Genomic DNA, 25,875 nt, shown 5'->3' on the forward strand with positions numbered 1-25,875 from the left:
TCTTTTAGTTATTTATATTTATGAGCCAATTTGATTTTTTTATCTAAATTAGTGGTTCAGCCTAACCCATTTTTTATCAGATTATGGTAGATTGATGTCGGTTAAAATATCAGTGAGTCTGAATGTGAATATAAGCAGCAATTTTGATTCTGGCAATATCGTCGTAATCAACGCAGAAAATCCAAAACAAATCGAATTACAAATAAGAAATGACAACCAGTCTGAATTTTATCAATGGTTTCATTTTAAATTAGATTCCACTTCCTTTTTAGAGCATAAGATTAAAATTAGTGACTTGGCTAAATCCGCCTATCCTGAAGGGTGGGAAGGTTATCAAGCTGTAGCGTCTTACGACCGACAGGAATGGTTTAGAGTCGACAGTGTCTTTGATGGTGACAATCTAACTATTTCCTTCACCCCAGAGCATAAACACACCTACTTTGCTTACTTTGCACCCTACAGTTACGAACGACATTTAGATTTATTAGCTAACGCCCAAGTGAATGACGATTGTCAATTGCACCATTTAGGTGAAACATTGGATGGTCGCGACATGTCAGTGTTAGAAATAGGGCAAGCCGAAGAAGAAAAACCCGTAGTTTGGATAACAGCAAGACAACATCCCGGCGAAACCATGGCTGAATGGTTAATTGAAGGGCTATTAATGCGTCTTTTCGATCCTGATGACGGAGTGGCCAGAAGATTGCTAGACAAAGCAATATTTTACGTTGTGCCTAACATGAACCCAGACGGTTCCGTTCGTGGTCATTTGCGCACTAATGCAGTTGGCACAAACCTGAATAGAGAATGGCAATCTCCTAGTTTAGAAAAAAGCCCTGAAGTCTTTTTGGTTATGCAGAAAATGCGTGAGACAGGGGTAGATCTGTTTTTAGATATTCATGGAGACGAATCGTTACCTTATAATTTTGTCGCCGGTGCTGAAGGAAATCCCGGCTACAGTAAAAGAATCGAAAAGTTAGAAAATGCGTTTAAGTCAGCTTTTTTAACGGTCACACCGGAATTCCAAGATGAGTTTGGTTACGACAAAGATGCACCTGGTGAAGGTAATATGACAGTGGCGACTAATGCGGTTGGACAATTATATGATTGTTTAGCTTATACCTTGGAAATGCCATTTAAAGATAATGCGCTTTTGCCAGATGCGGCTTATGGCTGGTCTCCAGAAAGATGCAAACAGTTAGGTGAAGATTTACTCGTAGCCGTGAATGCTGTGATTGATGATTTACGTTAGTGAAATAAAACACAATTAGAAACTTGTATTAAACACGATATAACAATAAAAAAAGGGGAGTCGTTTGGAAGTTTTTCATGATTTTTTAAAGCTATTAGATAGTTTTTTAGGGGGCAATGCTCTGTTTCCATTTATCTTGTTGGGAACAGGTCTGTTTTTTACAATTTTTCTAGGTTTTCCGCAAATACGTTATTTTAAGCATGCGTGGAAAGTGGTTACCGGTAAGTTTGATAGTGATGATTCTCCCGGTGATACCAGTCATTTTAGAGCCTTAACTACAGCTTTATCCGGTACTGTCGGTACCGGAAATATTAGTGGTGTAGCATTTGCTATTTTCCTCGGTGGACCAGCAGCATTGTTTTGGATGTGGGCGACTGCATTTTTTGGTATGACTACCAAATTTGTTGAAGTGACCCTTTCTCATAAATATCGCGAAAAAACCGAAGATGGCACTATGGCTGGAGGCCCCATGTATTACATGGATAAACGTCTCAATATGAAGTGGTTAGCGGTGGCATTTGCGATTGCAACGGTAATCAGTTCTTTCGGTACAGGTAATTTACCGCAAAGTAATGGTATTGCCACTAGTATTGAAGAGACCTTCGGCTTTGAACCTTGGATTGTTGGTAGTGTACTAGGGATTCTACTTGCGTTAGTCATCTTAGGTGGAATTCAACGTATAGCAGCGGTTACATCTAAAATTGTGCCTTTTATGGCGCTGATTTATTTAATCGGAGCTTTAGCCGTAATCTTCGCCAATTTAGAAAATATCGGACCTTCATTTACGTCAATATTCTCAGATTTGTTTACTGGTTCAGCAGCAACGGGAGGCTTCTTAGGCGCTTCTATTGCGTATGCATTTAACCGAGGTGTGAATCGTGGTTTATTTTCCAATGAAGCGGGTCAAGGTTCAGCTCCCATCGCTCACGCGGCAGCAAAAACCAAAGAGCCTGTGTCTGAAGGTATGGTTTCAATATTAGAGCCGTTTATCGATACTATCGTTATTTGTACTTTGACCGGTCTCGTTATTTTATCTTCTGGTGTTTGGAAAGATAAACATATCAACCAATTCGAACGCTCCAGTTTAGAAATAGTCGCGGGTAGTTACTCTGAAGAAGATCCACAAGACAGAGAAAACTTGTACCACTATTTAAATAATATCGGTAGTTCAAGCGTTGAAAAATACAATGGTGATATTCAAGTTGTATCTGGCAAAGCGGTGAGTAGTGGTTTTACGATTATTCATGCTCGTTCTTTGGCTGAAGATGTGATGTTTACCGTGGGTGGAAACGAAGATTTATTCACCGGCTCAGTCAAAATAGTGGATGGCAGCATTGTAAAAGAAAACTTGATTTTAACCGGGAAATCTTTGGTACACTCGGCGCGCTTAACCACTATTGCATTTACTAAAGGCTTTTTCGGTGATTTTGGCCAATACATAGTTTCTGTTGGACTACTGTTGTTTGCCTTTTCGACTGCCATCGCGTGGTCTTATTATGGTGATAGGGCAATGACTTATTTACTCGGGCCGCGCTCAGTAATGCCATACCGAGTGGTTTATGTTGCCGGTTTTGTTTGGGCTTCATTTTCAGACACTGAGTTAGTTTGGACATTGGCAAGTGTCGCTATCGTTGTCATGACTTTACCGAACTTGTTTGGTATTTTAATGCTCAGTAAAGAGATGAAAAGTTCGGTTAAGGATTATTGGGAAAGATTTAATAAAGAAAATAAATCCTGATTTAGTAAAATATAAGCAATAATCGATTTGTGTAGCGTTGACGGAGGTAAAACTACCGTCAACGTGTATTTGGAGTATAAATATGGCACTGATAGACTGCCCTTCGTGCAATAAGAAAATTTCCGATAAAGCGGATACTTGTTCCCATTGTGATTTTCCGGTGGGCGATGCATCTGCTGAAGATCTGTTACGAAAAAAGAATTTAAACAAATTTAAGAAACAACACAGTATACAAAACCAGTCTTTGCTGGCGATGTTGATGTTTGTGGCTGGCTTTGGTTTTATGTATTGGGGTGGTGCGCAACCCGGTGACCTGCAACATACTATGGCGATTGCCGTTTCCGTTACTGGTTTTGTTTGGTACGTGGTCAATCGAATTCGATTAATTTTTATAAAGCGAGCTAATTAGTGAGTATAGATGCGTTAGTGTCGTCAATGACAAAAGATACCTATGAAAAGCTGCTACAAGCAGTGGAAACGGGAAAATGGCTTGATGGTTTGCCCTTGACAGAAAGCCAACGAGAGAGCAGCATGCAAGCGGTTATGATGTATCAGGTTAAAGTTTTAAAACTTGATCAACATATGACGTTAAATGCTGATGGCCAAATTAATCATAAAAGCCGTCAACAACTTAAAGAGCAGTTTGCTCCACAAAGCAGCATAGCACGGTTCAAGCAGGATGATTTTTAAACACTTTTTTCGACCCAAATATCAGGATCCTAATCCGCAAGTTAGAATCCAAGCAATTGCAAACTTAATCCCAGAAGAATCTCAACATAAGACTCAATTACACGAGCTCGCCTTTAATGACGAAGATCCAAATGTAAGTTTGGCTGCTTTAACGCGACTAAATAGTTTCGCGCTGTGGTGTAAAATGGCTGAAACAGCCAAGTCTGAACGGGTTAAGAAACGGGCACAGATCACAGTGGAAAATGCTTTGTTTGAACAAGGTGATTTGTTGATCACCGACCAGGAAAGACAAAGATTTATTGCTGAATGCAAAAGTAATTCATTGTTGGAAAAGCTGCTGCAATTACCATCGGTTAAAAATGATGAGTCTGGTTTATTGCTCAAGGTATTAAACAAGCTAAATAAGCCCCATGTCACCAAACAACAATTTATCAATAGCAATAATGAAAAGGTACAACTGAGTTTATTGGCATTGATAGATGATGAGGCTACTCTAAATAAAGCGTTAAAAAGAACGGCTTTTAGTGGAGTAAAAGACGCGATTACCAGTAAGCTTCAAAAAATCGAAGAAGCAAAACTCAAGCCCTTAGAAATTGAGAAAGACGCAAAATTAGTACTGTCTCGTTTATTGGCGTTAAAAGATAAATCTGACTATGCATTAATCAAACAACAAAACCGAGAACTGACGGATTCATTTACTGCTCTGCAACAAGATTTTGCTTGTTTAAAAGACGAAACAAAAGAGCAATTAAATACGCGCTTCGACGAGATTAGCCACAAAGTCACCGGCTTAATTCAACAATTAGCACCCAAGTTCGAAGCAGCAGAGCAATTTAAAGCGCTTAATGCACAGCTAGAAAAAATTGCACAAAAAGTGAATTTAATTTTAGCTGAAGCGAATAAAGAGTTGTCACAAGATGTGGAAAAGGTAACTCTTGGGGCTGTGGAAGCTTATGAACATGCTTTGCAAGATTGTCAGCAACAATTAACTATAATATTTCCTGAACTATCCCACGATATTGCACTAAAACGAATTTGGGAATCTATTTCTTCACAAATTATTCAATGCCGTTCAACCTTAGAACGTTTGCCTGAATTTAAAAAAGCGGTGACTCTTGGTAAAGAGTTTATTGAGCAATTTAAACGTCTCAAGCCGCCTACAGATATAAGCCAGATTAGTGCCTCTAAAGAGTATTTAACTGAGCAAACATCATATTGGAAAGCGTTGTCTGCGCCTTACGGTTCAGGTTGGCCTAAGGAACTTGAAGTTGAGTGGCAGGATTGCCGTAAAGCGTTTAACGCGGGATTAAAAAAGCTTTTAGATGATGTAAAACAGAACGAAAATCGCTGTAAAGCCAAGTTAAGAGCCATCGACGGACTGATTTCCCAAGGTAAATATAATGCTGCAATGGGCTTGTATGAAAAAGTCACAAGTTGGTATGAGCAACTTCCTGAACGCAATCAACATATTGTTAGCCGTCAACTCCAAGCAATTAAAGAACAAGTTGAAAATCTAAAAGATTGGCAGCAGTACATTGCTCAACCTCGTAAACCTGCAGTGCTCAAAGAAGCCGAAACTATTGCTTTGCATCCATTGCCTGTTGAACAACAAGTCGCGGAGGTTAAACGCCTAAGAAGTGCTTGGAATAGTCTCGGCAATACAGACTCAGAGGCGGACACTATTCTTAACAAAGCCTTTGATATGGCGATTGAAAAAGCATTTGAACCTTGCCGCATACATTTCGCTGAGATGGAGTCTCAACGCAAAGACAATGAACTGCAAAAGTTAGCATTAATCGAGCGCTGCAAATTATTGCAAACTGAAGAGAAATCAGTCAGTGCAATAGAAGAAGAAGTCAGTCAAATTCAACAGCAGTGGAAGCGTATTGGTAAAGTGGATTATAAGATTTTAGATACAATCAATGAGGCATATTCAAATGCACTCAAACCACTAAAAGCGCAAATTCAGCAATTCCACCATGACAACGCAGAATCTAAGCAAATGCTAATTAGCAAAGCGCAGGTGTTGCTTACCCATGAAGATATTAATGAAGCAATTGAGCAAGCCAAAAAGCTGCAACATCAGTGGAAAGAAATCGGTAATGCTGGTCGCAAACAAGACGCTTTATTATGGAAACAATTTAGACATGTTAATGACCAGTTATTTGCAAAACGCAATGCCATTCAAAACAACAATAAACAAGCATTGCAAAAAGGCATTGAAGAAGCTGAAGTTGCTTTGCAGGGGATTCAACAAGGAGCAGATGGTGCCGACAGTTTATCTGCTATTGAGAAAGTAGTTGAACAATTGCAGCAATTTAGAGCCAGTCTTGATGATAATGAACAGGTCTTAAAGTCGCTTAGCAGTAAATTAATCAAAATTGAGAAACAACTCGCCAGCAAAAAACGATCGGTGACTAGTGATAAGCAGCGCCGAATGTTAGATAACGTATTCGAATTGTTAGGCGGCTCAATCAGTGAGCAAGAAACTAAAGACATAGTAGAGCAGTTACCCCAAGCATGGAGACAAGCTTACCTTAGTGATAAAGCGACTGATTTTAACCGTAACCAAATTGCAGTTTTGTTGGAGATTCTTGGATCTGAAGAAAGTCCAAAAGAGGATTCTCAATTGCGTAGAAATCTGCAGTTACAAATGATGACCGATAAGTTACAACACGGTGAACAGCTAGATAAAGACACATTACTATTACAGTTTATTCAACAAGGGAAATTAGCTGCAGAGGCGAGTGATAAAGATCGGCAGTTACTCGAACGGGTAAAATCCCACTTTATCAATTAAATGCAAAAATTGGCCGGTGAATTAACTTAATTCACCGCGCAAATTTGTTATTAATTGACGTTTTATTTCTTCCACTGGAAGCTCTTTACTGAGCAGATAATGTAGTTTCGCTAATGCTGCTTCTGGTGTCATATCATGTCCAGACACCACTCCAACTTCACGCAATACATGACCGTTTGCATAGCCACTCATGTTCACTTTACCACTAAAACATTGTGTGCAATTTAGTACAATAATATTGTTCTGCTGGGCTTCTTTGAGTTGTGCTAACAACGCCGGGTTTTGCGGTGCATTACCGACACCATAACTCAATAAAATTAACGCTTTGACTGGTTGCTGTAAGGTGTTTCTAATGACTTCTGCACTGATCCCCGGATACAAGGTTACTACACCTATGGGTTGTGCATTTACAGGGCTGACCTTCATTACTTTTTGGCTGTCTTGGCTGATTTTCCCAGCAATAAGTTCGATATCGATTCCCGCTCTAAGTAGTTCTGGATAATTTGGTGAGCCAAAAGCGTCAAAACCATCAGCGTCAACTTTGCGACTACGATTTCCACGAAACAGACGGTTATTGAAATATAATGATACTTCGGAAATAGGGTAGTTAGCCGCGATGTAAAGGGCATTTAACAGGTTTACTTGACCGTCTGAACGCAATTCAGCAAGGGGAATTTGCGAGCCTGTCACAATCACTGGTTTGCCTAAGTCTTCTAACATGAAGGATAGCGCTGAAGCCGTATATGCCATCGTATCAGTACCATGCAAGATAATAAAACCATCATAGTCGGCATAGTTAGCACTGATATCATCGGCGATGTTTTGCCAATCATGGGGGCTCATGTCTGAAGAATCGATTAGACTGTGATACTCCTGAATCGTAAATTCGGGCATCTCAGGGCGATGAAATTCAGGCATATTATTAAGGGTCTCGGTCAAAAAACCAGAGACTGGAACATAACCATGGGATGAAGGGCGCATACCAATTGTGCCGCCAGTATAGGCCACGTAAATTCGTTTTTTAGTGTGAGTCATTATTTTTTATGTCTATTAATGCAATGCCGACATTCTAACCTGAAATATTCCCTTATTGACGATATATTGTTGTAATTTCACTGAGTATTTACAAAAATGATGATAACGAGGTAACTATCTAAAGTGGGTAGTTTTTCAAAAGCAAAGGACAAATTTTGATTAATATAAAGACAGTTACTTTATTAACGATAATTCTAGTAAGCACTTTGTTCGCAGCGACTTCCCACTCAGAAGAAGTGTTGAGTATGCGCGAACGTGCAGCATTAATAGATGACATACTCAAAGATCGTCTTGAGCGAACGCTTCCCAAGTTGATGGAGCGGGAAGGGATCGACATGTGGATTTTGATATCTAGGGAGTATAACGAAGATCCAGTGTTAAAAACCATGTTACCAGCAACCTGGCTATCGGCTAGACGCAGAACTATTTTGGTGCTGTTTAATCCCGGAAATGGACAAGCTGTGGAACGTCTTGCAGTAAGTCGATACGACGTCGATAGCATGTTTAGAAAAGGATGGGATAAAGAAAAACAACCCAACCAATGGCAACGCCTTGTGGAATTAATAAAACAAAAAAATCCACAAAAAATAGCCCTCAATAAATCTGCTCATTTTGCTTTAGCTGATGGTCTGAGTGCAACAGAATACCAAGAGTTAATGGACGCTTTACCTTCCGAGCTATCCAACAAAGTGGTTTCATCACAAAATTTAGCCATCGCGTGGTTAGAAACCCGTAGCGGCAAAGAATTGGAAGTGTATCCAAGCTTAATTAAAATCGGTCATCGCTTAATTGCTGAGGCTTTTTCCAATCAGGTTATTACTCCCGGAGAAACAACTACGGAAGATGTGGTTTGGTGGTTGAGGGAAAAAAGCAGAGAACTAAAATTAACCAATTGGTTTCATCCATCCGTTTCAATTCAACGCTCAAGTACAGTGAAGTTTGACCATTTAAAAGCCTTTACAGCTAGCAATGCGGAACAGGTTATTCAAGCGGGTGACCTTTTGCACGTGGACTTCGGATTGGTTTATTTGCGTTTACATTCTGATCAACAACAGCATGCTTATGTGTTAAAACCAGGTGAGACGGATGCACCTGACTATCTGCAAAAGGCATTTACAAAAGCTAATCGATTACAAGATATTTTTACCAATAACTTCAAACCAGGACGAACTGGAAATGAAGTACTAAAGATGTCTAGAGAGCAAGCTATTGCTGAGGGTATTAAACCCTCAATTTATACTCACCCAATTGGTTATCATGGTCATGCAGCTGGAACCACTCTTGGGATGTGGGATTCTCAAGGTGGTGTGCCGGTCACAGGTGATTATCCCTTGCACCTCAACACTGCTTATTCCATCGAATTGAATGCCGCTTCTTTTATTCCAGAATGGAAAAAGGAAATTCGGATTATGTTAGAGGAAAATGCATTTTTTGATAGTAGCGGAGTGCATTACCTAGATGGCCGGCAAACAAAACTCCACCTAATTCAGCCTAAATAGAGCATGATTTATAACACTTTCTAGAAATAAAAAGTGTTACAGGATTTATATTATCAAGCTAGTCTCGAAGTGCTTTGTTATGCTTGACATCTAACAATAAAAACACGCACTAACACAGGAAAAAAATATGAAAATTAGAATTAAGCCGATGGCGATAAAACAAGCACTGATCGCTATGTCTGTATCAATTGCTTTAGCGGGTTGTGCAGGTAACAGCACGAACAATTCAACGGGTAATCAGGTGGCGGCTGAAAAAATGACTCAATTAGCTGAGTCGAAAAAAATCCAAGAATTAACTGAAAATTACTTTAATGAAAGTATGGCGTTTAATCCGATTTATTCTACTTTTGTTGGCGAAACTAAATATAACGATCAATTTGATGAACCGCTAACGGAAGCTGTTTTCGCTAAACGTTTAGCCTTTGAGAAGAAATATTTAGCGTCTGTTAATACTATCGATTCAAGTAAATTGAGTGGTCAGGATTTATTGAGCTATGAAGTATTTAAACGGGATCTTGAAGTAGGTATCAGAGAGTTTGGATTGCCTGAACACTTGATGCCAATAAGTCAGTTCGGTGGCGTACATAGTTATTTTGCAATGTTAGGCTCAGGCAGTAGTGCACAGCCTTTTAATACCGCGCAAGATTATCGTAACTTTATGAAGCGCTCGGTTGGCTTTTCTGCTTACATGGACAGCGTAATTACGACTATGCAAGAAGGCATTAAAAAAGGTGTAGTCCATCCCAAGCCTATTATTGAAAAGCTGATACCGCAATTAAGTGCTCATGTTGTAGATGATGTTAGCAAAAGCGTTTTTTACGGCCCAGTAGCCGCGTTAGAGGATAATGAAAATATATCCGAAGATGAAAAAGCTAAATTAAAAAGTGAATATATTGCCGTTATTAAGCAAGTCATTATTCCTGCATATGCCAAGGTGGCAAAATTTGTAGCAGGCGAATATCTGCAAAATGGCCGTGATACTGTTGGCTTATCGGCACTTCCTAACGGTAAAAAATGGTATGAATACCGAATCGAAACGAATACCACATTACCTTTAACCGCTGAAGAAATACATGAATTTGGCAAGCAAGAAGTGGCTCGCATTTTATCAGAAATGATTAAAGTAAAAGAAACTGTCGGCTTTGAAGGGGATTTACCTGCATTTTTCGAGTTTTTGCGTACAGATGACCAATTTTACTTCGATTCTAAGCAAGGGATCATTGATGGTTATACAGAAGTAAAAGAAAAGATTAATGAAAGACTACCATTACTGTTTGAAGTATTTCCTAAAGCGGATTACGTGGTGAAACCGGTTGAGGCATACAGGGAAGCTTCTGAAGCAGGAGCCAGTTATATGCCTCCGGCACCGGATGGCTCGAGACCGGGGATTTTTTATATTAATACCCGTGATCTAAAAGGCCAACCAAAGTTTTCACTAGAAACCCTAAGTATTCATGAAGCGGCACCCGGGCACCATTTCCAAATCGCGATTCAGCAAGAAGTAGAATCCCTTCCAAAATTCCGTAAATTTGGTGGTTACACTGTGTTTGCTGAAGGTTGGGCGTTATACGCAGAAAGCTTAGGTAAAGAGTTAGGGCTCTTCACTGACCCTTATATGTGGTACGGGCGACTAAGCGACGAACAATTGCGTGCTATGCGTTTAGTGGTCGACACTGGATTACATGCATTCGGCTGGACTAGAGAGGAGGCCATCGCCTACATGTTAGCCAATTCATCTATGGCCAAAAGCGATGTTGTTGCAGAAGTTGAACGTTATATTTCAATCGGCGGCCAAGCGCTCGCTTACAAAATAGGTCAACGACATATCCGTATGTTACGCAATAAAGCCTCAGCAGCACTGGGTGATAAGTTCGACGTGCGTAAGTTCCATACCCAAGTGCTAATAGATGGCGCATTACCTATGCCAATTCTTGAAGCAAAAATTGATCGTTGGATCGAGAGTCAAAAAAGTTAATCACATAAGGTTTGCTAGCTTTACAGCGTTTTCAGCGCTCTTTCGATGAGTTAGTATGATAGGCGAGGCTTAGGTCTCGCCTTTTTATTTCCCTTAATAATTTCCAATATCGTAATTTTAAAGGACTTTTGTGAAGTTTTTACATACCTCAGACTGGCATATTGGCCGTCAATTCCACAACGTTTCTCTACTTGAAGATCAACAATATGTGCTTAATCAGTTGATCGAGTACATTAAACAACAAGAAGTTGATGCGCTAATTATAGCTGGGGATATATATGATCGTGCATTACCTCCAGCCAATGGGGTCGAACTTTTAGATCGGGTGTTAAGTACGATTTGCATGGAGTTGAAAATACCGACTATTTTGATCCCAGGTAACCACGATAGTGCCGAAAGAATCCGATTTGGTGCCAACCAGATGAAACAATCGGGTTTACATATTATGGGTGAATTACAGCAAGTGACCCAACCAACGGTTATTGAAGTTGACGGACTTGAAGTCGCCTTTTACGGTATTCCATATTGTGAGCCAGCAATGGTTAGAAATACCTTTGATGTGGAGGTTAGCAGTTATGATGAGGCTCACAGTTACTTGGTCGAAGAAATTAAAAAAGTGATGTCAGACAAACAAAAAAATGTGTTGATCAGCCATTGTTTTATTGATGGTGCCAGCGAATCTGACTCTGAACGACCATTACAAATAGGCGGTGCAGACCGAGTGAGTTATCAACCTTGTATCGACTTTGATTACGTGGCCTTAGGGCACCTGCATAGTCCGCAGTTTAAAGGAAAAGAACATATCCGTTACTCTGGTTCGATCATGAAATATAGTTTTTCAGAGCAGCACCAGAAAAAAGGTGTAACCCTTGTTGAATTCGACTCTGAAATGCCAGTATCAATGACACACCTAGCGCTTAAGCCACTCAGAGACATGCGTATTATTGAAGGTGAATTAAGCACTATTTTAGAACAAGGTAAAGTCGACCCCAACAATGACGATTATCTTTTAGTTAGGCTAACAGATAAGCACGCAATCTTAGATCCCATGGGTAAGTTAAGAGAGGTGTACCCCAATGTGTTGCACCTTGAAAAACCTGGCATGCTAGAAACCAACTCAACACAATTAAATCAAGAGTCGTTAAAGCAAGGGGAGCTGGATATGTTTCGAGATTTCTATTCGCAAATTGCCGGCCAAGCCATGTCAGAGGATCAAGATAAATTGGTCTCCGAACTAATTAATCGATTAACCAAATAGGGACATTAACATGAAGCCACTTAAACTGACTGTACATGCTTTTGGCCCTTTTTCTGGTACTGAATGTATTGATTTTGCGGAGTTGGGATCTAACCCCTTATTTTTGATAAATGGCCCGACCGGCGCGGGCAAAAGCTCCATACTTGATGCCATCTGTTTTGCCTTATATGGCCAAACAACCGGGGCTGAACGCTCAGCCTCGCAAATGCGCTGTGATTTCGCCGATATAAATTTACTGACCGAGGTAACCTTAGATTTTAGCTTGGGCAATAAGGCTTATCGTATTTCTCGGATCCCTATGCAAGAGAGGGCTAAGAGTGTTGGAGAAGGCACCACGTCGCAAAATTCCAAAGCCAGCCTTTGGGAGCTTGATGGTAGCGAGAACAATCGGCTACTAGTTTCATCTAGCGTGAAAGAAGCAGACAACCAGATTAGAAGTCTTATTGGATTAGATGTTGAACAATTCCGTCAGGTTATGGTGTTACCTCAAGGTAAGTTTAGAGAATTGTTGTTAGCGGACTCTAAAGATCGCGAAAAAATATTTAGCCAGTTATTTCAAACTTCCATCTATAAGAGGATTGAAGATGGTTTAAAACTCCAAGCTGCAGAGATTAAAAAAGCGGTGGAGCAACATCAGAACCAAATAAAAGGCATATTGCAAAGTGCTGACGTTAACTCAGAAGAGCAGGTTGAAACAAGCATTGTGCAGATAAAACCAGAACTTGTACTGGCATTTACTCAAAAACAAGATGCACAAAGCCAGGTTAAACAAACGGAAAAAGCCTTAGAAGCGGCTAATCAATTAGTTAAAAAGTTCACCGACTTTGAGTTGAAAAGTCATGAGTTAGAACAACTTAAAGAATCCATTCCCGCGTTCGACAAGCTAAAACAACAGCTGAGGCTTGCTCAAGTTGCACAAAAGTTAGCACCTCTTTTTAAAGACAAAAAGAGCGTGGCATCAAAACTAGCTCAAGGGCAGGAAAAATTAGCTAACAGTCAATCGGCATTAAGCCAATATGACGCCCAGTTAAAACAAGCAGTAGAAAGATTTAGCGCCGCACAAGTTGAGCAGCAACAAGTTGAGTCTGTGCAAAAACAACTCAATCAACTGGAACAGTTTTTAAAAGTGGCGCAAAACTTAAACGCCGCCACAGTGTTAAAAGAAAAGGCCCAATCACAGGCGACGGAGAGTAAAAGTAAACTTAATAAGCAACAAGGTCAGATAGACACTATCAGTTCACAAATAATGGGTTTAGAACAACAATGGCAGCAACTTTCAGAGCAAGTAAGCGCCATCGCAGCACAACAACTATTACTTGAAAAGTTAAGTCAAAACTTGACCAAGGGTAAAAATTTACAGAAATTACGGGACGAATTAAAGCAACTGCAACAGCAAAGTGCTCTGGCCAGACGTGATTATGATTCAGCCCAAAATAGCTTATTAGACAGTTCACGCTTAGTTAAAAAAACCGAGTTTTCTTGGCATGCTAGTCAAGCGGCTATTTTGGCCCAAGAGTTAGAAGACGGAGAGGCATGTCCTGTGTGTGGTAGTTTGCAGCACCCTAATATTGCCACGACACAAGGTGTTATTGAATTCACCAGCAAAGAAAAAGTCGATGAGGTTAGAGCCCTAGAACAACAAGCAACTAACACGCGAGATAAGGCAAAAGCACTATTAGATAACGCTGTCAGCAAGGAAACCGTTAAACAGAGCTTAATTGATTCCCTAAACCAAGAGTTAGGCGATATTGCATCTAAAAGCATAGAAGAGATGCAAACTGAGCACGACACTCAGCAGCACAAAGTCAGTGAGTTATTAAGGGTTCAAAAAAACCTGACAACTGTAGCTGAAAACCTAGAAAACAATAAAAACACACTCAAAGAGTACCAAGCTAAACTCTCTGGTTTGCAAGACCAAGCAGCGGTAGATGAGAAAGGTTTGATCACAGCTGAAGCGAATGTTGCGCAACTTGAAAAACAAGTCCCCTCTCAGCAACGTAATATTTCCGAGCTAGAATCCAATATAGATGGTCTAAAACGTAAGATTAGTCAGCTTAATGAGGCCTTAGTGTCTGCTCGACAAGACAAAGAAGTCGCCCAATCTCAATTCGACCAAGGTCATGCCAACAACCAGGCATTACAGGCAAATTTAGCTGAGTTGGAAACCGAAAGTCGAGAGGCCGAAAAAAATTGGGAAACCGCTTTAGGGGCAAGTGAGTTTATTAATGAAGACGCTTTTTTAGCCGCGCAACTAAGTGATCAACAACAACTTGAGTTACAAACCAATATTGAAGAGTTTAAAACTAGGCTGGATAATTTAACCGGAGCGGTTTCCCAACTTAAATCTGAGTTAACCGCCCAAAGCAAACCTAACCTTGTTGTGATCCAAGACGAACTTGCCTTGGCTAATTCAGTGCTTAATGAAAAAGATCGCATATGGCGGGAATTAGAAGAGCGCAAAAATCAGCTTCTTTCGGTGCAAACCAAGTTAATTGCTGCCCATAAAAAGAACCAAGCACTTGAAGTGCAATATCAAACCGTAGGAACCTTATACGAGGTATCTAACGGACTCACCGGTGATAAAGTTAGTTTGCAGCGATTTGTGCTCAGTGTCTTGTTAGATGATGTATTGATACAGGCTTCACAGCGATTGTCGTTAATGAGTAAAGGCCGATATCAACTTATTCGCAAGGAAGAGCGTGCGAAAGGCAACAAAGCATCTGGACTTGAACTGGAAGTAGATGATGCCTACACCGGCAAATCGCGTCCTGTTGCCACTCTGTCAGGGGGAGAGTCCTTTATGGCTGCCTTATCATTAGCCTTGGGTTTGTCTGATGTGGTGCAGTCCTATTCAGGTGGTATTCGACTGGATACATTATTTATAGATGAAGGGTTTGGTAGTTTAGACTCTGAGTCGTTAGATTTAGCCATCCGCACTTTAATCGATTTGCAATCCACTGGCCGCATGATTGGGATCATTTCCCATGTTAGTGAGTTAAAAAGTCAAATGGCCCTGCGAGTTGATGTGAAATCAGGCAGAGCGGGTAGTCAAATTGAGGTGTTAACTGCTTAACGAGTCTGAATATAAAAAGCCATGGCATAAATAGACAAAAAACATATCTGCTTGACAACTTAGTGCATGTAGTTACCATGGTAACTATATTGTTTTGATTAAGGACTGCTCTGTGCATTGTATCTTTGCCACCATTACACCAAAGCCCCAATATTTTAAATATGCAAAAAAAGCTATCCTTGGAATATTAGGGGCTACTCGAAAAGAAGAAGGCTGCTTGCAATTTGACGTCCACACAAATCAAAGTGAAACACAGCTATTTTTATATGAACAATGGCAGGATGAAAGTGCCCTTGAACAACATTATCAGCAAGATTATACAAAACAGGTGTTTGCTGCTTATCAAGAGTGGTTAGCTGAGCCTGTTGAGATAAAAACCATGGCTTTGCTTAAATAATGGTAGAAGTTTAAAAGTATGTTTTTTCTAAAAGAGCTACCGACTCAAGCAATGATAAACCGCTACAGTGAAGATTACTTTCCTGAGCGAAGTGAAGATGTCGCTAAAAAATTGCAAGGACTGCGAGAATACAGCACTTTGATTCGAAAATTAGAGGACTACTTTGCTAGCCACAACCTTTCTCAATTACGATTTTTAGTCATGATGGTGATTGATCGTGAGCCGGATCGTGATCACCTCCTTGCCCATGAAATAACAGAAAGGTTAGATGTATCAAAGCCGGTATTGAGTCGAGCCATAAAGAAGCTTATTGCAGCCTCGTTATTGTCTTCCAAAAAGGATAAGCAAGATGCAAGGGCAGTTTTGCTATCTTTGACTCCAACAAGTAAAGAATTACTGAGGTCAATATTGCCCGGCTATTTTGACATTCTGAGTGCTCAAAGCCACTCGGTGTAGATAAAACCGTTATTCGTTTATGTAAGTTTTGGGCTTGTAGTAGCACATGTCCAAGTTACCGTTACCCTTAAAGTGAAAGAATTCACTTTCTAAACCACGAGCGCTTTGTAAACGCTTTTGGAAGGCGTCAGAGTCCTGTTTTTGTATTTCAATTTTAATGCGCTCTTCAGGGGCAATATTTTCTGCCATTTTAATCCAATGTATTTTACTACGCTGCTCAGCTTGTTCGATAACGCCACTCGCTTCATTGACACTTGCCCGTTTTAAGGATTGCAAGGCAGGCATGCCATAGATAACCTGACCAAAGGAGCTCATGTTTCGATCTAGGTGTCGAGTAGCTTGGCCAATGACCATATAAAAATGGGTAGTGGCTGAGTCTTTATTTACATCCCTGGCCATGGCTACATTACCTGGGCAGTGAAGAAGCCACTCTTCTTTACTTTGTAAATCTCGACCGGCAGGAAATTCATGTAAATAGCCAGTTTCAGGTGCCATGAAATCATTTTTTTGTTCCAGTTGAAAGGCACTAATGGGGGGAATAGGGCGGGTAAACTCTGCCTTTAATGGACTATTAAATTGAGTTGGTTTTTTATCCTCAAGATCACCTGCTTGGGCAACAAAACCGTCTATCACCCGATAAAAGTCTAAGCCGTCGTAATAACCTTGGTTCACTAAGTTTTTAAACCGCGTAACATGATTAGGCGCAATAAATGGTGCAAGCTCGATGATCACTAATCCTTCGTCAGTTTGCATATAAACTTGGTTTTCTAATCTAGGTGCACGCCATTCTGTTTGAACTTTACTCAAAGCTGAACAAGAAAAGAATGCAACAACGATTAAAAGTGTGGTGAAAGGTTTCATGGTTATTCCTTGTATAAAAAAGCCCGTTAATGACTACATTAACGGGCTTTGTTTAATCCGTAAACTTAATTAGGTTTTTGGCTATTTTACTTCGACCCCAGCGGCTTGCTTGTCAGCATGATAACTGGAACGCACCATAGGTCCGCAGGCTGCGTGAGTAAATCCAATGCTGTGAGCATAGTCACCTAATTCGTCAAATTCAGACGGGTGTACATAACGTTTTAAAGGGTAATGGTGTTTGCTAGGTTGCAGATATTGTCCCAACGTAAGCATATCAACATTGTGAGCACGCAAATCGTCTAACACTACGCTTATCTCTTGCTTGTCTTCACCCATTCCCATCATTAAGCCTGATTTAGTCGGGATCTCAGGATGTTGTTCTTTGAATTTTTTGAGAAGATCGAGTGACCACTGATAGTTTGCCCCTGGACGACATTCTCGATAAAGACGAGGTATGGTTTCCAAGTTATGATTAAACACGTCTGGCACACCTTGTTTAAATATTTCTAGTGCGCGATCCATACGGCCACGAAAGTCGGGTACCAGTACTTCAATTTTGGTCGATGGGCTGTGTTCACGAATAGCATTAATACAATCGACAAAATGTTGAGCACCGCCATCACGCAAATCATCACGGTCAACAGACGTAATGACCACGTACTTTAATCCCATCTCAGCAATGGTTTTAGCAAGTTTAATCGGTTCTTCTGCACTTGGAGGTAAAGGCTTTCCGTGGGCAACGTCACAAAATGGACAACGTCTGGTACAGATATCACCCAAAATCATAAAGGTAGCTGTACCATGGTTGAAACACTCCGCTAAGTTAGGGCAGCTTGCTTCTTCACATACAGAATACAGATTATTTTTGCGCAGGGTTTGTTTGATGTGATCAATTTTTTCCGTTGTACGGGGTAATTTAATTTTGATCCACTCAGGCTTACGCAACATTTGTTCTTTTTCTGTGGGAACAATCGTAATGGGAATGTGTTTTACTTTCTCATCATCGCGGAGTTTTACTCCAGCTTGTGGTCGTGCGTTACTCATCAAAACCTTCTTTATATTCTTTGTGATCAATATTTAACAAATTGCAAAAATGCTCAACCAATTTAGTGCCTGCTGCATTTACAGATTGCGGGCCACCAATAGTTGCGCAATTTATCATCTCAAGGCCAGCATAGCCACAAGGATTAATACGATTAAATGGCGACAAGTCCATGTTTACATTCAATGCTAAGCCGTGAAATGAGCAGCCTTTACGTATACGTAGCCCAACTGAGCAGACTTTCTTTTCGTCAACATATACCCCAGGAGCGTCAGCTTTAGGATAAGCGTTGATTGCATAATCCTGCAAAGTATTCACAACACAGCTTTCAAGGGCAGTTACCAAGTTCCTTACACCAAGCTTACGCCGCTTAATGTCCAACAAAACATACATAGTTTGCTGACCTGGACCGTGATAAGTAACCTGTCCACCTCGGTCGACTTTCACCACGGGGATATCCCCAGGTGCTAATAAGTGTTCTTCTTTACCAGCCTGACCTTGGGTAAACACAGGTAAGTGTTCAACTAACCATATTTCATCTGCAACAGTTGCGTCTCGAGAATCGGTAAAATCTTGCATTGCCTGCCAGATGGGCTGATAACTTTGTTTACCTAATTGACGAACAACTAAAGACATATTACGCAAACGCCACTACCGATTTCATTACAGCACAACTCTTACTAATTCTAAGCTAGATAACTCAGTGTAAATGGTTTCCATATGTTCTTTACTAGTCACCTTTACGCTAATAGATAGCGAATGGTAGGTACCTTTAGAACTGGGTTTTACTGTTGGGCTGTAATCACCTGGTGCATGGTTCTGCAAACAAGAAATAACATCATTAGGAAGCTGCTCATGAGCAACTCCCATTACTTTGAATGTCTGCAAACAAGGAAAATCCAACAATTGATCGAATTTAGTATCCACTTTTTACTCTTCACTAATTTAGGGATTTGAATGCTAGTGAATTGACTAGTCACCAAATCCAAGTTGTAATTTTATATAATCATATGCCCGGTCAAACAATCCGCCTTCTTGCACTTCATGCAGGGCGACTAACGGGTATTCAGCAATATCTTCACCTTCTAGTTGCAAAAATAGCTTACCAACCACTTCACCTTTTGCGATGGGGGCTTCCAAACTTTTTTCTAGTTCAAAGTTTGCTTTGAGATTTTTGACCTGACCTCTAGGGATAGTTATGGGGGTGTCTTGGTTAATTCCCAAGTCTACAGTTTCTTTATCACCCATATAAATACGGTGGGAAACAAAGCTGTCACCCGCTTTATATGGCGTGACGGTTTCAAAGAAACGGAATCCATACTTTAATAATTTTTTATTTTCATTTTTACGGGCTCTTTCACTATCAGCGCCCATAACCACTGCCACCAAGCGCATATCACCTTGGGTAGCAGATGTAACTAAGCTGTAACCAGCATCAGAAGTATGACCGGTTTTGATCCCGTCTACATTTAAGCTTTTGTCCCACAACAGACTATTACGGTTATATTGTTTTATATCGTTGTAAGTAAATTCTTTCTCTTCATACAAAGCGTACTCTTCAGGAACATCATTAATTAGTGCACTAGCAAGAATAGCCATATCACGAGGAGACGTGTAGTGATCCGCATCATGCAAACCATGACTATTAACAAAATGGGTTGATGTCATGCCTAATTTTTCAGCATGGGCATTCATTAAACTAACAAATGCACTCTCTGTTCCGGCAATGTGTTCAGCCATGGCCACGCAAGCATCGTTACCTGATTGAATGATAATGCCGCGATTTAAATCGTGTACTGAAACTTGCTTACCGACTTCAATAAACATTTTCGATGAATCTGGAAAGTTTTTGGCCCACGCATTTTCAGATACCGTCACCATATCGGATTCTGAAATATTACCTAACTTGAGTTCATTGCCGATAACATAACTGGTCATCATTTTAGTTAAACTTGCTGGAGCAAGTTGTATATCCGCATTTAGTTCTGCAATCACATGACCGGTATTATGATCGATCAACAAGAAGCCTTTAGCGGCAACGGTCGGAGGAGGGGGGATGACTACAGCTGAAAATGCACTAACCGAAAATACGGCTGTGCTTACTGAGCAAAACAACCCGAAAAAAATAGACTTAATATTGTTCATTGACCTACCATTATTATTAATCTTTTAAAAAGTGTTTCTTGAGCGGTGCGTAATATATCATTTCTGCCAATCACTTTCGTGAAAAATATCTTCAAGTTCGTTTAATCGTTTAGATTTTATGGCGGACGACATATTTGGCTCAACAATAGACGCATGGGTATTCACTAAATATCCACAATTCCCTTAATTACAACTCATGTTACGACCACTAAAAGTTAAAAAAAGTTTAACTTGTTTTTCAACTCAGTATACAACTTCATTAGGGGGTCATAGTCGTTTGGCTGTATATGCGAAAGGCACTGTTATAGCCATCTAATTTTAATTGTTGCAAAAGTTGTTCTGCATGATTTTCATCATCCAAAGGACCTAAATGCAATCTGAATAGACCATTTTCGTTTGGTGTGTTGACGGATACTTGATACTGGCTTTGAAGACCTTGAGCTAATGCTTGTACTTTTGTTGCATCTTGTAAAGCCGCAACTTGAATAAATAGCTGGTTATCTGCTTTTGCTTTTGCTGATGCTATTTCAGACGCTGATGGCGCTGGTGTATTACCTACAGTCAGCATGCCATTTTGATCCACGTGCATTACTTCTACTTTCACATGAGCCGTTCCGGTATCTAACACGCCAATTTTCATCGCTGCTGCATAAGATAAATCGATGATACGATTGTGATGGAATGGCCCTCGGTCATTGACTCGTACCACAGCAATTTTACCATTTTCTATGTTTGTCACTTTGACGATCGATGGCAGCGGTAGGGTTTTATGGGCGGCACTCATGGCAAACATATTGTAGACTTCGCCGTTAGCGGTTAAATGGCCGTGGAACTTCTGTCCGTACCAAGATGCAATACCTTGTTTAACGTAGCCTTTTCCTGTTGTAAGAGGTTTATAATATTTGCCTAAAACAGTGTACGGTCGCATCGATGCGGCAAGATATGGTTCGTATTTAGGCTGCACATCACGAAAATCAATATCTCGACTAATCGTTTTTGGTTTTGAATCTGAATGCTGGCTATAACGACCTGTATTACTACAAGACGCAATTAGCGCACAAAGTATCAAACAACCAATTATTCTCATTTTAATTCCATTGCTTGTTGTAGCTGTTGACTAAACTGAAATACTGCCATGGCATATAATGGGCTGTGATTATAGCGAGTTATCGTGTAAAAGTTAGGTAGTCCTACCCAATACTCAGTATTATCAGGTTGTTCAAATGCGAGTAATTTCACGCTTTGTTGTGCTGATAAGGAAGTTTTGTCATCTAGTCTTACGCCCGCGTCATTTAACTCTTGCCATGTGTGCTTATATTTTAAGCTTTTACTGACTAAATCATCAACTTTATTACTGGATGTTGCAACTGTTGCTTTAAATGCAATAGGTTCGCCTGATTGCCATCCATGACGTTTAAAGTAATTAGCCACGCTGCCAATCGCATCTGTGGGATTGTTTAAAAGATCGCGAACGCCGTCGTCATCAAAATCTACTGCATAATGCCGATAGCTAGAAGAGATAAACTGACCCCAGCCCATGGCCCCAGCATAAGAACCTTTAACATCGGCTAAATCGAAGCCTTCTTCTCGGGTGAGTAGAAAATATTCCGCTAATTCACTTTTAAAAAAAGTGGCACGGGGAGGGTAGTAAAAACCCAGCGTATACAATGCATCTAATACCGAATATTTACCTTTATACGTGCCATAAAAGGTCTCAACTCCAATAATCGCGACAATGATTTGAGCAGGGACTCCGGTTTCTTGCTCAGCTCGTTGCAAATCCTCTTGGTGCTCTTGCCAAAAGGCTAGTCCTTTGGCAAGACGCTTTTCAGTTAGGAAAATAGGGAAGTATTGATGCCAAGGTTTGGCTTCCCAAGGTTTAGCAATGGCTTCTAAAATAGTCTGGTTCTTGTTAGCCCCGTTTAATGTTTGTTTTATAAAGTCGGGATCAAATTGATGCTTTTCAGCCATCATTGTAATGAACTCTTCTATTTGCGCATCAACTTTTGAATCGACGTCTTGGTTAGCCATTCCCTGTGTCATATTCAGGCATAAAATGGAAAACAATATACATTTTGTTAGCGCACGCATTTTCTCTCCGCTTGGAAATCAGCCCGCTTAGGCCGTTTATTTAGTTATTATTGTCTGGAAAGCAGACGTTTTTGGGTACTGATTGCCATTAGAATGCCAAATCCGGCTAATAAAGTCACCATTGATGTTCCGCCATAGCTGACGAGTGGTAAAGGCACACCCACTACCGGCAATAAACCAGAGACCATTCCCATATTAACAAATACGTAAACAAAGAAGGTTAAGGTGATGCTACCAGCTAGTAGTTTAGCGAATGCATCTTGAGCTCGCATGGCGATCATCAAGCCAACCACTATGATGTAGCAATATATGGCTAACAGCGCCAATATTCCAAACAAACCAAACTCTTCACTAAATACCGCAAAAATAAAGTCGGTGTGTCTTTCCGGTAGAAACTCTAATTGGGACTGTGTTCCTTGCAACCACCCCTTGCCGCTAACACCACCGGAACCTATTGCTATTTTGGATTGAATTATATGGTATCCGGATCCTAAGGGATCACTCTCAGGATTAAGAAAAGTCAAAACTCTCTGCTTTTGATATTCTTTCATTAGGAAGAACCACATAACTGGCGCAAAGGCCGACAACAAAAATGTGACCATTAATATCAGGCTCCAACTCATGCCCGCTAGAAATAATACAAATACGCCTGAACTGGCGATTAACAGTGAGGTACCTAAATCTGGTTGTTTGGCGATCAATAATGTCGGTACAGCCACAAATAAAAATCCGATACAAATGTTCCAGATTTTAGGGGGCAGGTTGTAGCGGCTAATATACCAAGCAATCATCATCGGAACGGCCAATTTCATTATTTCTGATGGCTGAAATCGCACAACCCCTAAATCTAGCCAGCGTTGCGCGCCTTTTCCTGACACCCCAAAAAGTAATACTGCAACCAGCATTAACACGCCTGCGATATAAAAATACACCGACATTCGTTGATACGCCAAAACGGGGATTTGCGCTAACATGAACATGACTAATAGGGCGACTCCAAGTCGAATTACTTGTCGTTGTATCAACGCCATATCTTGGCCGCCAGCAGAATATATAGTGACTAAACCCACAGCCATTAGAACTAATAGTCCAATCAACAAAGTAACGTCTATGTGTATTTTGGTGAAAATGGATTGTTTATTTGGTTCTAATTTTGTTCTTAACATAGTCAATGCTTATTGTTGTGTCTGATTATCGGTTTCAGATTCATCGACGTTAGTTTTAACCAACTGATGCTGTTTATCTTTAAAATAAAAATCCATCACTTTTCGAGCGATTGGCGCAGCTTGGGAGCTACCTCCACCGGCATTTTCAAGTGCGACAGCAATGCTAATTTGCGGATCATCATAAGGCGCAAAACCGATATACATCGCGTTATCCCTATGTTTTTCTGCTAACTTTTCAGCGTCATATTTTGCATCTTGTGCAATAGACACAACTTGAGCAGTACCGGTCTTGCCAGCAGGCTCATAATTAACGTCTACAAAAGCGCCCCGCGCTGTACCATGAGGTTCATGGATAACTCCATACATAGACGCTAGAACCAGATCCCAATTTTCACTGTTTTTTATGGGGATGGGTTGGAGTTCTTTTAGCGGATCTAAAACCATTTCATTTTCTACAATTCTTCCTCGTAATATTTGAGGAACAATTCGTCTACCTTTATTTACCAACGTATTCACCGACTTTGCTAATTGCAGTGGCGTTGCGGTCCAATAACTTTGCCCAATGCCTACCGAAATGGTGTCGCCGATGTACCAAGGTTCGTTATAGCGTGCTTTTTTCCAACCGCGGCTTGGCATATTTCCATCTGATTCTTCATAAATATCAACTCCGGTGTAATCACCAAAACCAAACTCTGTCATGGTTTCGTTAATGCGATCTATACCGAGGTGGTAGGCTAAATCGTAAAAGAAAAAGTCACAGGATACTTCTACTGACTTTTTGACATCTACCCAACCATGACCCCAAGGAATCCAATCTCGCCATACATGGCTAACATTTTTTAGTTGATAACGGCCATTGTCGAAAAGACGAGTTTCGCTGTCGATAACACCTTCTTCTAAGCCTGCTAACGCTAAGTGCGGTTTAACCGTTGATGCAGGCGGATATTGACCTTGTGTTGCGCGGTTAATCAGTGGTCTATCGGTTGATTGAAGTAGTTTTGAATAGTTTTTACTGCTGATACCGTGCACAAAATAATTGGGATCATAGCTGGGGTTACTATAAAGCGCTAAAACACCACCGGTTTTTGCATCCAGTGCAACCACTGAACCTCGAGTGTCGCCCAAAATATTTTGTATTTCTAATTGCATTTTAACGTCAATATTGAGGATCAAGTCTTGGCCTGGTTCAGGTGGTTGAAAGTTCAACGTACGGATAATCCGTCCTTTACTATTCACTTCTACTTCTTGATATCCCACTTCGCCATGGAGTAATTCTTCATGGTACTTTTCGATACCTAGCTTGCCTATATCATGGGTAGCAGCATAGTTGTCTTCTTGCCCGGCTTCGCTGAGTTTTTGTAAGTCTTTTTTATTGATTCTTGCTACGTAGCCCAACGCATGAGTAAGTGCGCTACCAAAAGGATAATGACGGGTTAATCTGGCTTCAATCGACACCCCTGGGAATTTATGTTGGCTAGCTGAAAATAAAGCCACATCAGTATTCGTTAGGCGATTACGTAAGGATACAGGTTTGAACCGTCTTACTCGTTTCATATTGGCTTTAAAGTCAGAAATTTCATCTTCACTTAAATTAAGTAAACTAGTTAGTTCGGTAAGGGTTGCATCGAGATCTTCTATCTCTTCGGGAATTACCTCTAATGAAAAAACAGGTCGATTTTCAGCTAGTAGAATCCCGTTTCTGTCGTAAATAAGACCTCTATTGGGAGCAACCGGCAGCACTTTTATTCTGTTGCCATTGGAGCGTGTTTGATAGTCGGAAAATTTTGATACTTGCAGATAATATAAATTGCTTATTATTAACACCATCGCCACGCAAACCAATAGCATTGCAATGAAGCTGCGTCTTGCAAAAAGGTTGGCTTCCGCTGAATGGTCTTTAATAGTTACGCGATTAACAGCCAAAACTATTCTCGGTGATAAGGGTGATTGGCATTCACCGACCAAGCACGATATAAACTCTCAGCAACAATTATACGAACCAAAGGGTGTGGCAAGGTGAGGGCAGATAGCGACCACTTTTGTTCACTGGCTTGGATACACTCTGGCGCGAGTCCTTCAGGACCACCGATCAATAAGCTCACGTCTCTGCCATCCATTTGCCAAGCGGCAAGGTTTTGCGCCAAATCAGTTGTGGTCAAGGCTTTTCCTGTTACTTCAAGGGTGACAACTTTGTTACCTTTGGGTATTGAATTTAAGGTAAGTTCCCCTTCTTTTTGCAAAATCCGTTTAATATCTGCATTTTTGCCTCGTTTCCCTGCAGGAATTTCGGTTAAGGTTAACGATAAATCGCCGTTAAAACGGCGCTCATATTCTCGATAACCTGTTTCCACCCACGAGGGCATTTTGGTGCCTACTGCTATCAGTTGAATGCGCATT

22 protein-coding genes are annotated in these 25,875 nt (G+C 40.6%); 11 read left to right on the top strand and 11 right to left on the bottom strand.

The annotated features are described in order from the left end of the window. Positions 1 to 124: 124 nt before the first annotated feature. The 5 genes from ABWV72_RS02260 to ABWV72_RS02280 all read left to right on the top strand — a co-directional run bounded on the left by ABWV72_RS02260 (position 125) and on the right by ABWV72_RS02280 (position 6,480). A complete protein-coding gene (locus ABWV72_RS02260; RefSeq protein ID WP_353368656.1) occupies positions 125 to 1,252 on the top strand; it encodes a M14 family metallopeptidase in 1,128 nt (375 codons plus the stop codon). 64 nt (positions 1,253 to 1,316) lie between these two features. After that, positions 1,317 to 2,990 (top strand): alanine/glycine:cation symporter family protein, encoded by a 1,674-nt coding sequence (locus tag ABWV72_RS02265; RefSeq protein WP_216046463.1) that lies wholly within the window; start codon positions 1,317 to 1,319, stop codon positions 2,988 to 2,990. 82 nt (positions 2,991 to 3,072) lie between these two features. Next, complete coding sequence (locus ABWV72_RS02270; protein WP_216046464.1) at positions 3,073 to 3,399, top strand: hypothetical protein; 327 nt, start codon at positions 3,073 to 3,075, stop codon at positions 3,397 to 3,399. After that, positions 3,399 to 3,680, top strand: a complete 282-nt coding sequence (locus ABWV72_RS02275; protein ID WP_216046465.1) for a YeaC family protein — start codon at positions 3,399 to 3,401, stop codon at positions 3,678 to 3,680. The genes ABWV72_RS02270 and ABWV72_RS02275 overlap by 1 nt, the downstream gene beginning before the upstream one ends. Then, positions 3,670 to 6,480, top strand: coding sequence for a DUF349 domain-containing protein (locus tag ABWV72_RS02280; RefSeq protein WP_353368490.1), 2,811 nt, complete (start codon positions 3,670 to 3,672; stop codon positions 6,478 to 6,480). The genes ABWV72_RS02275 and ABWV72_RS02280 overlap by 11 nt, the downstream gene beginning before the upstream one ends. A gap of 21 nt (positions 6,481 to 6,501) precedes the next feature. Here the strand turns inward: ABWV72_RS02280 and ansA are convergent, their stop codons facing one another. Next, on the bottom strand, positions 6,502 to 7,515 hold the full coding sequence (gene ansA, locus ABWV72_RS02285; RefSeq protein WP_353368492.1) for an asparaginase: 1,014 nt from the start codon (positions 7,513 to 7,515) through the stop codon (positions 6,502 to 6,504). Between the two features lie 164 nt (positions 7,516 to 7,679). Between ansA and ABWV72_RS02290 the strand changes: the two genes are divergently transcribed. From ABWV72_RS02290 to ABWV72_RS02315, 6 genes are all read left to right on the top strand, one after another. Next, a complete protein-coding gene (locus ABWV72_RS02290; protein WP_353368658.1) occupies positions 7,680 to 9,014 on the top strand; it encodes a M24 family metallopeptidase in 1,335 nt (444 codons plus the stop codon). Positions 9,015 to 9,141: 127 nt separating this feature from the next. Continuing rightward, complete coding sequence (locus ABWV72_RS02295; RefSeq protein WP_353368494.1) at positions 9,142 to 10,989, top strand: DUF885 domain-containing protein; 1,848 nt, start codon at positions 9,142 to 9,144, stop codon at positions 10,987 to 10,989. Between the two features lie 130 nt (positions 10,990 to 11,119). Then, a complete protein-coding gene (locus ABWV72_RS02300) occupies positions 11,120 to 12,247 on the top strand; it encodes an exonuclease SbcCD subunit D (protein WP_353368496.1) in 1,128 nt (375 codons plus the stop codon). Positions 12,248 to 12,257: 10 nt separating this feature from the next. Beyond that, the gene (locus tag ABWV72_RS02305) at positions 12,258 to 15,320 is read left to right on the top strand and encodes an AAA family ATPase (RefSeq protein ID WP_342808092.1); all 3,063 of its coding nucleotides are present in this window, start codon (positions 12,258 to 12,260) and stop codon (positions 15,318 to 15,320) included. Positions 15,321 to 15,432: 112 nt separating this feature from the next. Next, positions 15,433 to 15,717, top strand: a complete 285-nt coding sequence (locus ABWV72_RS02310) for a putative quinol monooxygenase (RefSeq protein ID WP_353368498.1) — start codon at positions 15,433 to 15,435, stop codon at positions 15,715 to 15,717. An 18-nt stretch (positions 15,718 to 15,735) separates the two neighbouring features. Then, positions 15,736 to 16,173 carry a MarR family winged helix-turn-helix transcriptional regulator gene (locus ABWV72_RS02315; protein ID WP_216046471.1) on the top strand — a complete coding sequence of 146 codons (438 nt, stop codon included), beginning with the start codon at positions 15,736 to 15,738 and terminating at the stop codon, positions 16,171 to 16,173. 9 nt (positions 16,174 to 16,182) lie between these two features. On the opposite strand, the gene ABWV72_RS02320 is transcribed toward ABWV72_RS02315, so the two are convergent. From ABWV72_RS02320 to rlmH, 10 genes are all read right to left on the bottom strand, one after another. After that, positions 16,183 to 17,034, bottom strand: a complete 852-nt coding sequence (locus ABWV72_RS02320) for a peptidylprolyl isomerase (RefSeq protein ID WP_353368500.1) — start codon at positions 17,032 to 17,034, stop codon at positions 16,183 to 16,185. An 81-nt stretch (positions 17,035 to 17,115) separates the two neighbouring features. Further along, positions 17,116 to 18,078 carry a lipoyl synthase gene (gene lipA, locus ABWV72_RS02325; protein ID WP_216046473.1) on the bottom strand — a complete coding sequence of 321 codons (963 nt, stop codon included), beginning with the start codon at positions 18,076 to 18,078 and terminating at the stop codon, positions 17,116 to 17,118. Beyond that, complete coding sequence (gene lipB / locus ABWV72_RS02330) at positions 18,071 to 18,712, bottom strand: lipoyl(octanoyl) transferase LipB (RefSeq protein WP_216046474.1); 642 nt, start codon at positions 18,710 to 18,712, stop codon at positions 18,071 to 18,073. The genes lipA and lipB overlap by 8 nt, the downstream gene beginning before the upstream one ends. Before the next feature lie 27 nt (positions 18,713 to 18,739). Beyond that, positions 18,740 to 19,003, bottom strand: coding sequence for a DUF493 family protein YbeD (gene ybeD / locus ABWV72_RS02335; RefSeq protein WP_216046475.1), 264 nt, complete (start codon positions 19,001 to 19,003; stop codon positions 18,740 to 18,742). A gap of 45 nt (positions 19,004 to 19,048) precedes the next feature. Continuing rightward, on the bottom strand, positions 19,049 to 20,221 hold the full coding sequence (locus ABWV72_RS02340) for a serine hydrolase (protein ID WP_216046476.1): 1,173 nt from the start codon (positions 20,219 to 20,221) through the stop codon (positions 19,049 to 19,051). A gap of 259 nt (positions 20,222 to 20,480) precedes the next feature. Then, positions 20,481 to 21,308 (bottom strand): septal ring lytic transglycosylase RlpA family protein, encoded by an 828-nt coding sequence (locus tag ABWV72_RS02345; protein ID WP_353368504.1) that lies wholly within the window; start codon positions 21,306 to 21,308, stop codon positions 20,481 to 20,483. Further along, the gene (gene mltB, locus ABWV72_RS02350; RefSeq protein WP_502902110.1) at positions 21,305 to 22,252 is read right to left on the bottom strand and encodes a lytic murein transglycosylase B; all 948 of its coding nucleotides are present in this window, start codon (positions 22,250 to 22,252) and stop codon (positions 21,305 to 21,307) included. The genes ABWV72_RS02345 and mltB overlap by 4 nt, the downstream gene beginning before the upstream one ends. 107 nt (positions 22,253 to 22,359) lie before the next feature. Next, a complete protein-coding gene (gene rodA, locus ABWV72_RS02355) occupies positions 22,360 to 23,478 on the bottom strand; it encodes a rod shape-determining protein RodA (RefSeq protein WP_216046479.1) in 1,119 nt (372 codons plus the stop codon). A 9-nt stretch (positions 23,479 to 23,487) separates the two neighbouring features. Beyond that, entirely contained in the window at positions 23,488 to 25,401 is a 1,914-nt protein-coding gene (mrdA, locus tag ABWV72_RS02360; RefSeq protein WP_216046480.1) for a penicillin-binding protein 2, read from the bottom strand. A gap of 2 nt (positions 25,402 to 25,403) precedes the next feature. Beyond that, positions 25,404 to 25,874, bottom strand: a complete 471-nt coding sequence (gene rlmH, locus ABWV72_RS02365) for a 23S rRNA (pseudouridine(1915)-N(3))-methyltransferase RlmH (RefSeq protein ID WP_216046481.1) — start codon at positions 25,872 to 25,874, stop codon at positions 25,404 to 25,406. Position 25,875 lies beyond the last annotated feature (1 nt).

The sequence above is a fragment of the Aliiglaciecola sp. NS0011-25 genome (assembly GCF_040370605.1).
Classification (GTDB): domain Bacteria; phylum Pseudomonadota; class Gammaproteobacteria; order Enterobacterales; family Alteromonadaceae; genus Aliiglaciecola; species Aliiglaciecola lipolytica_A.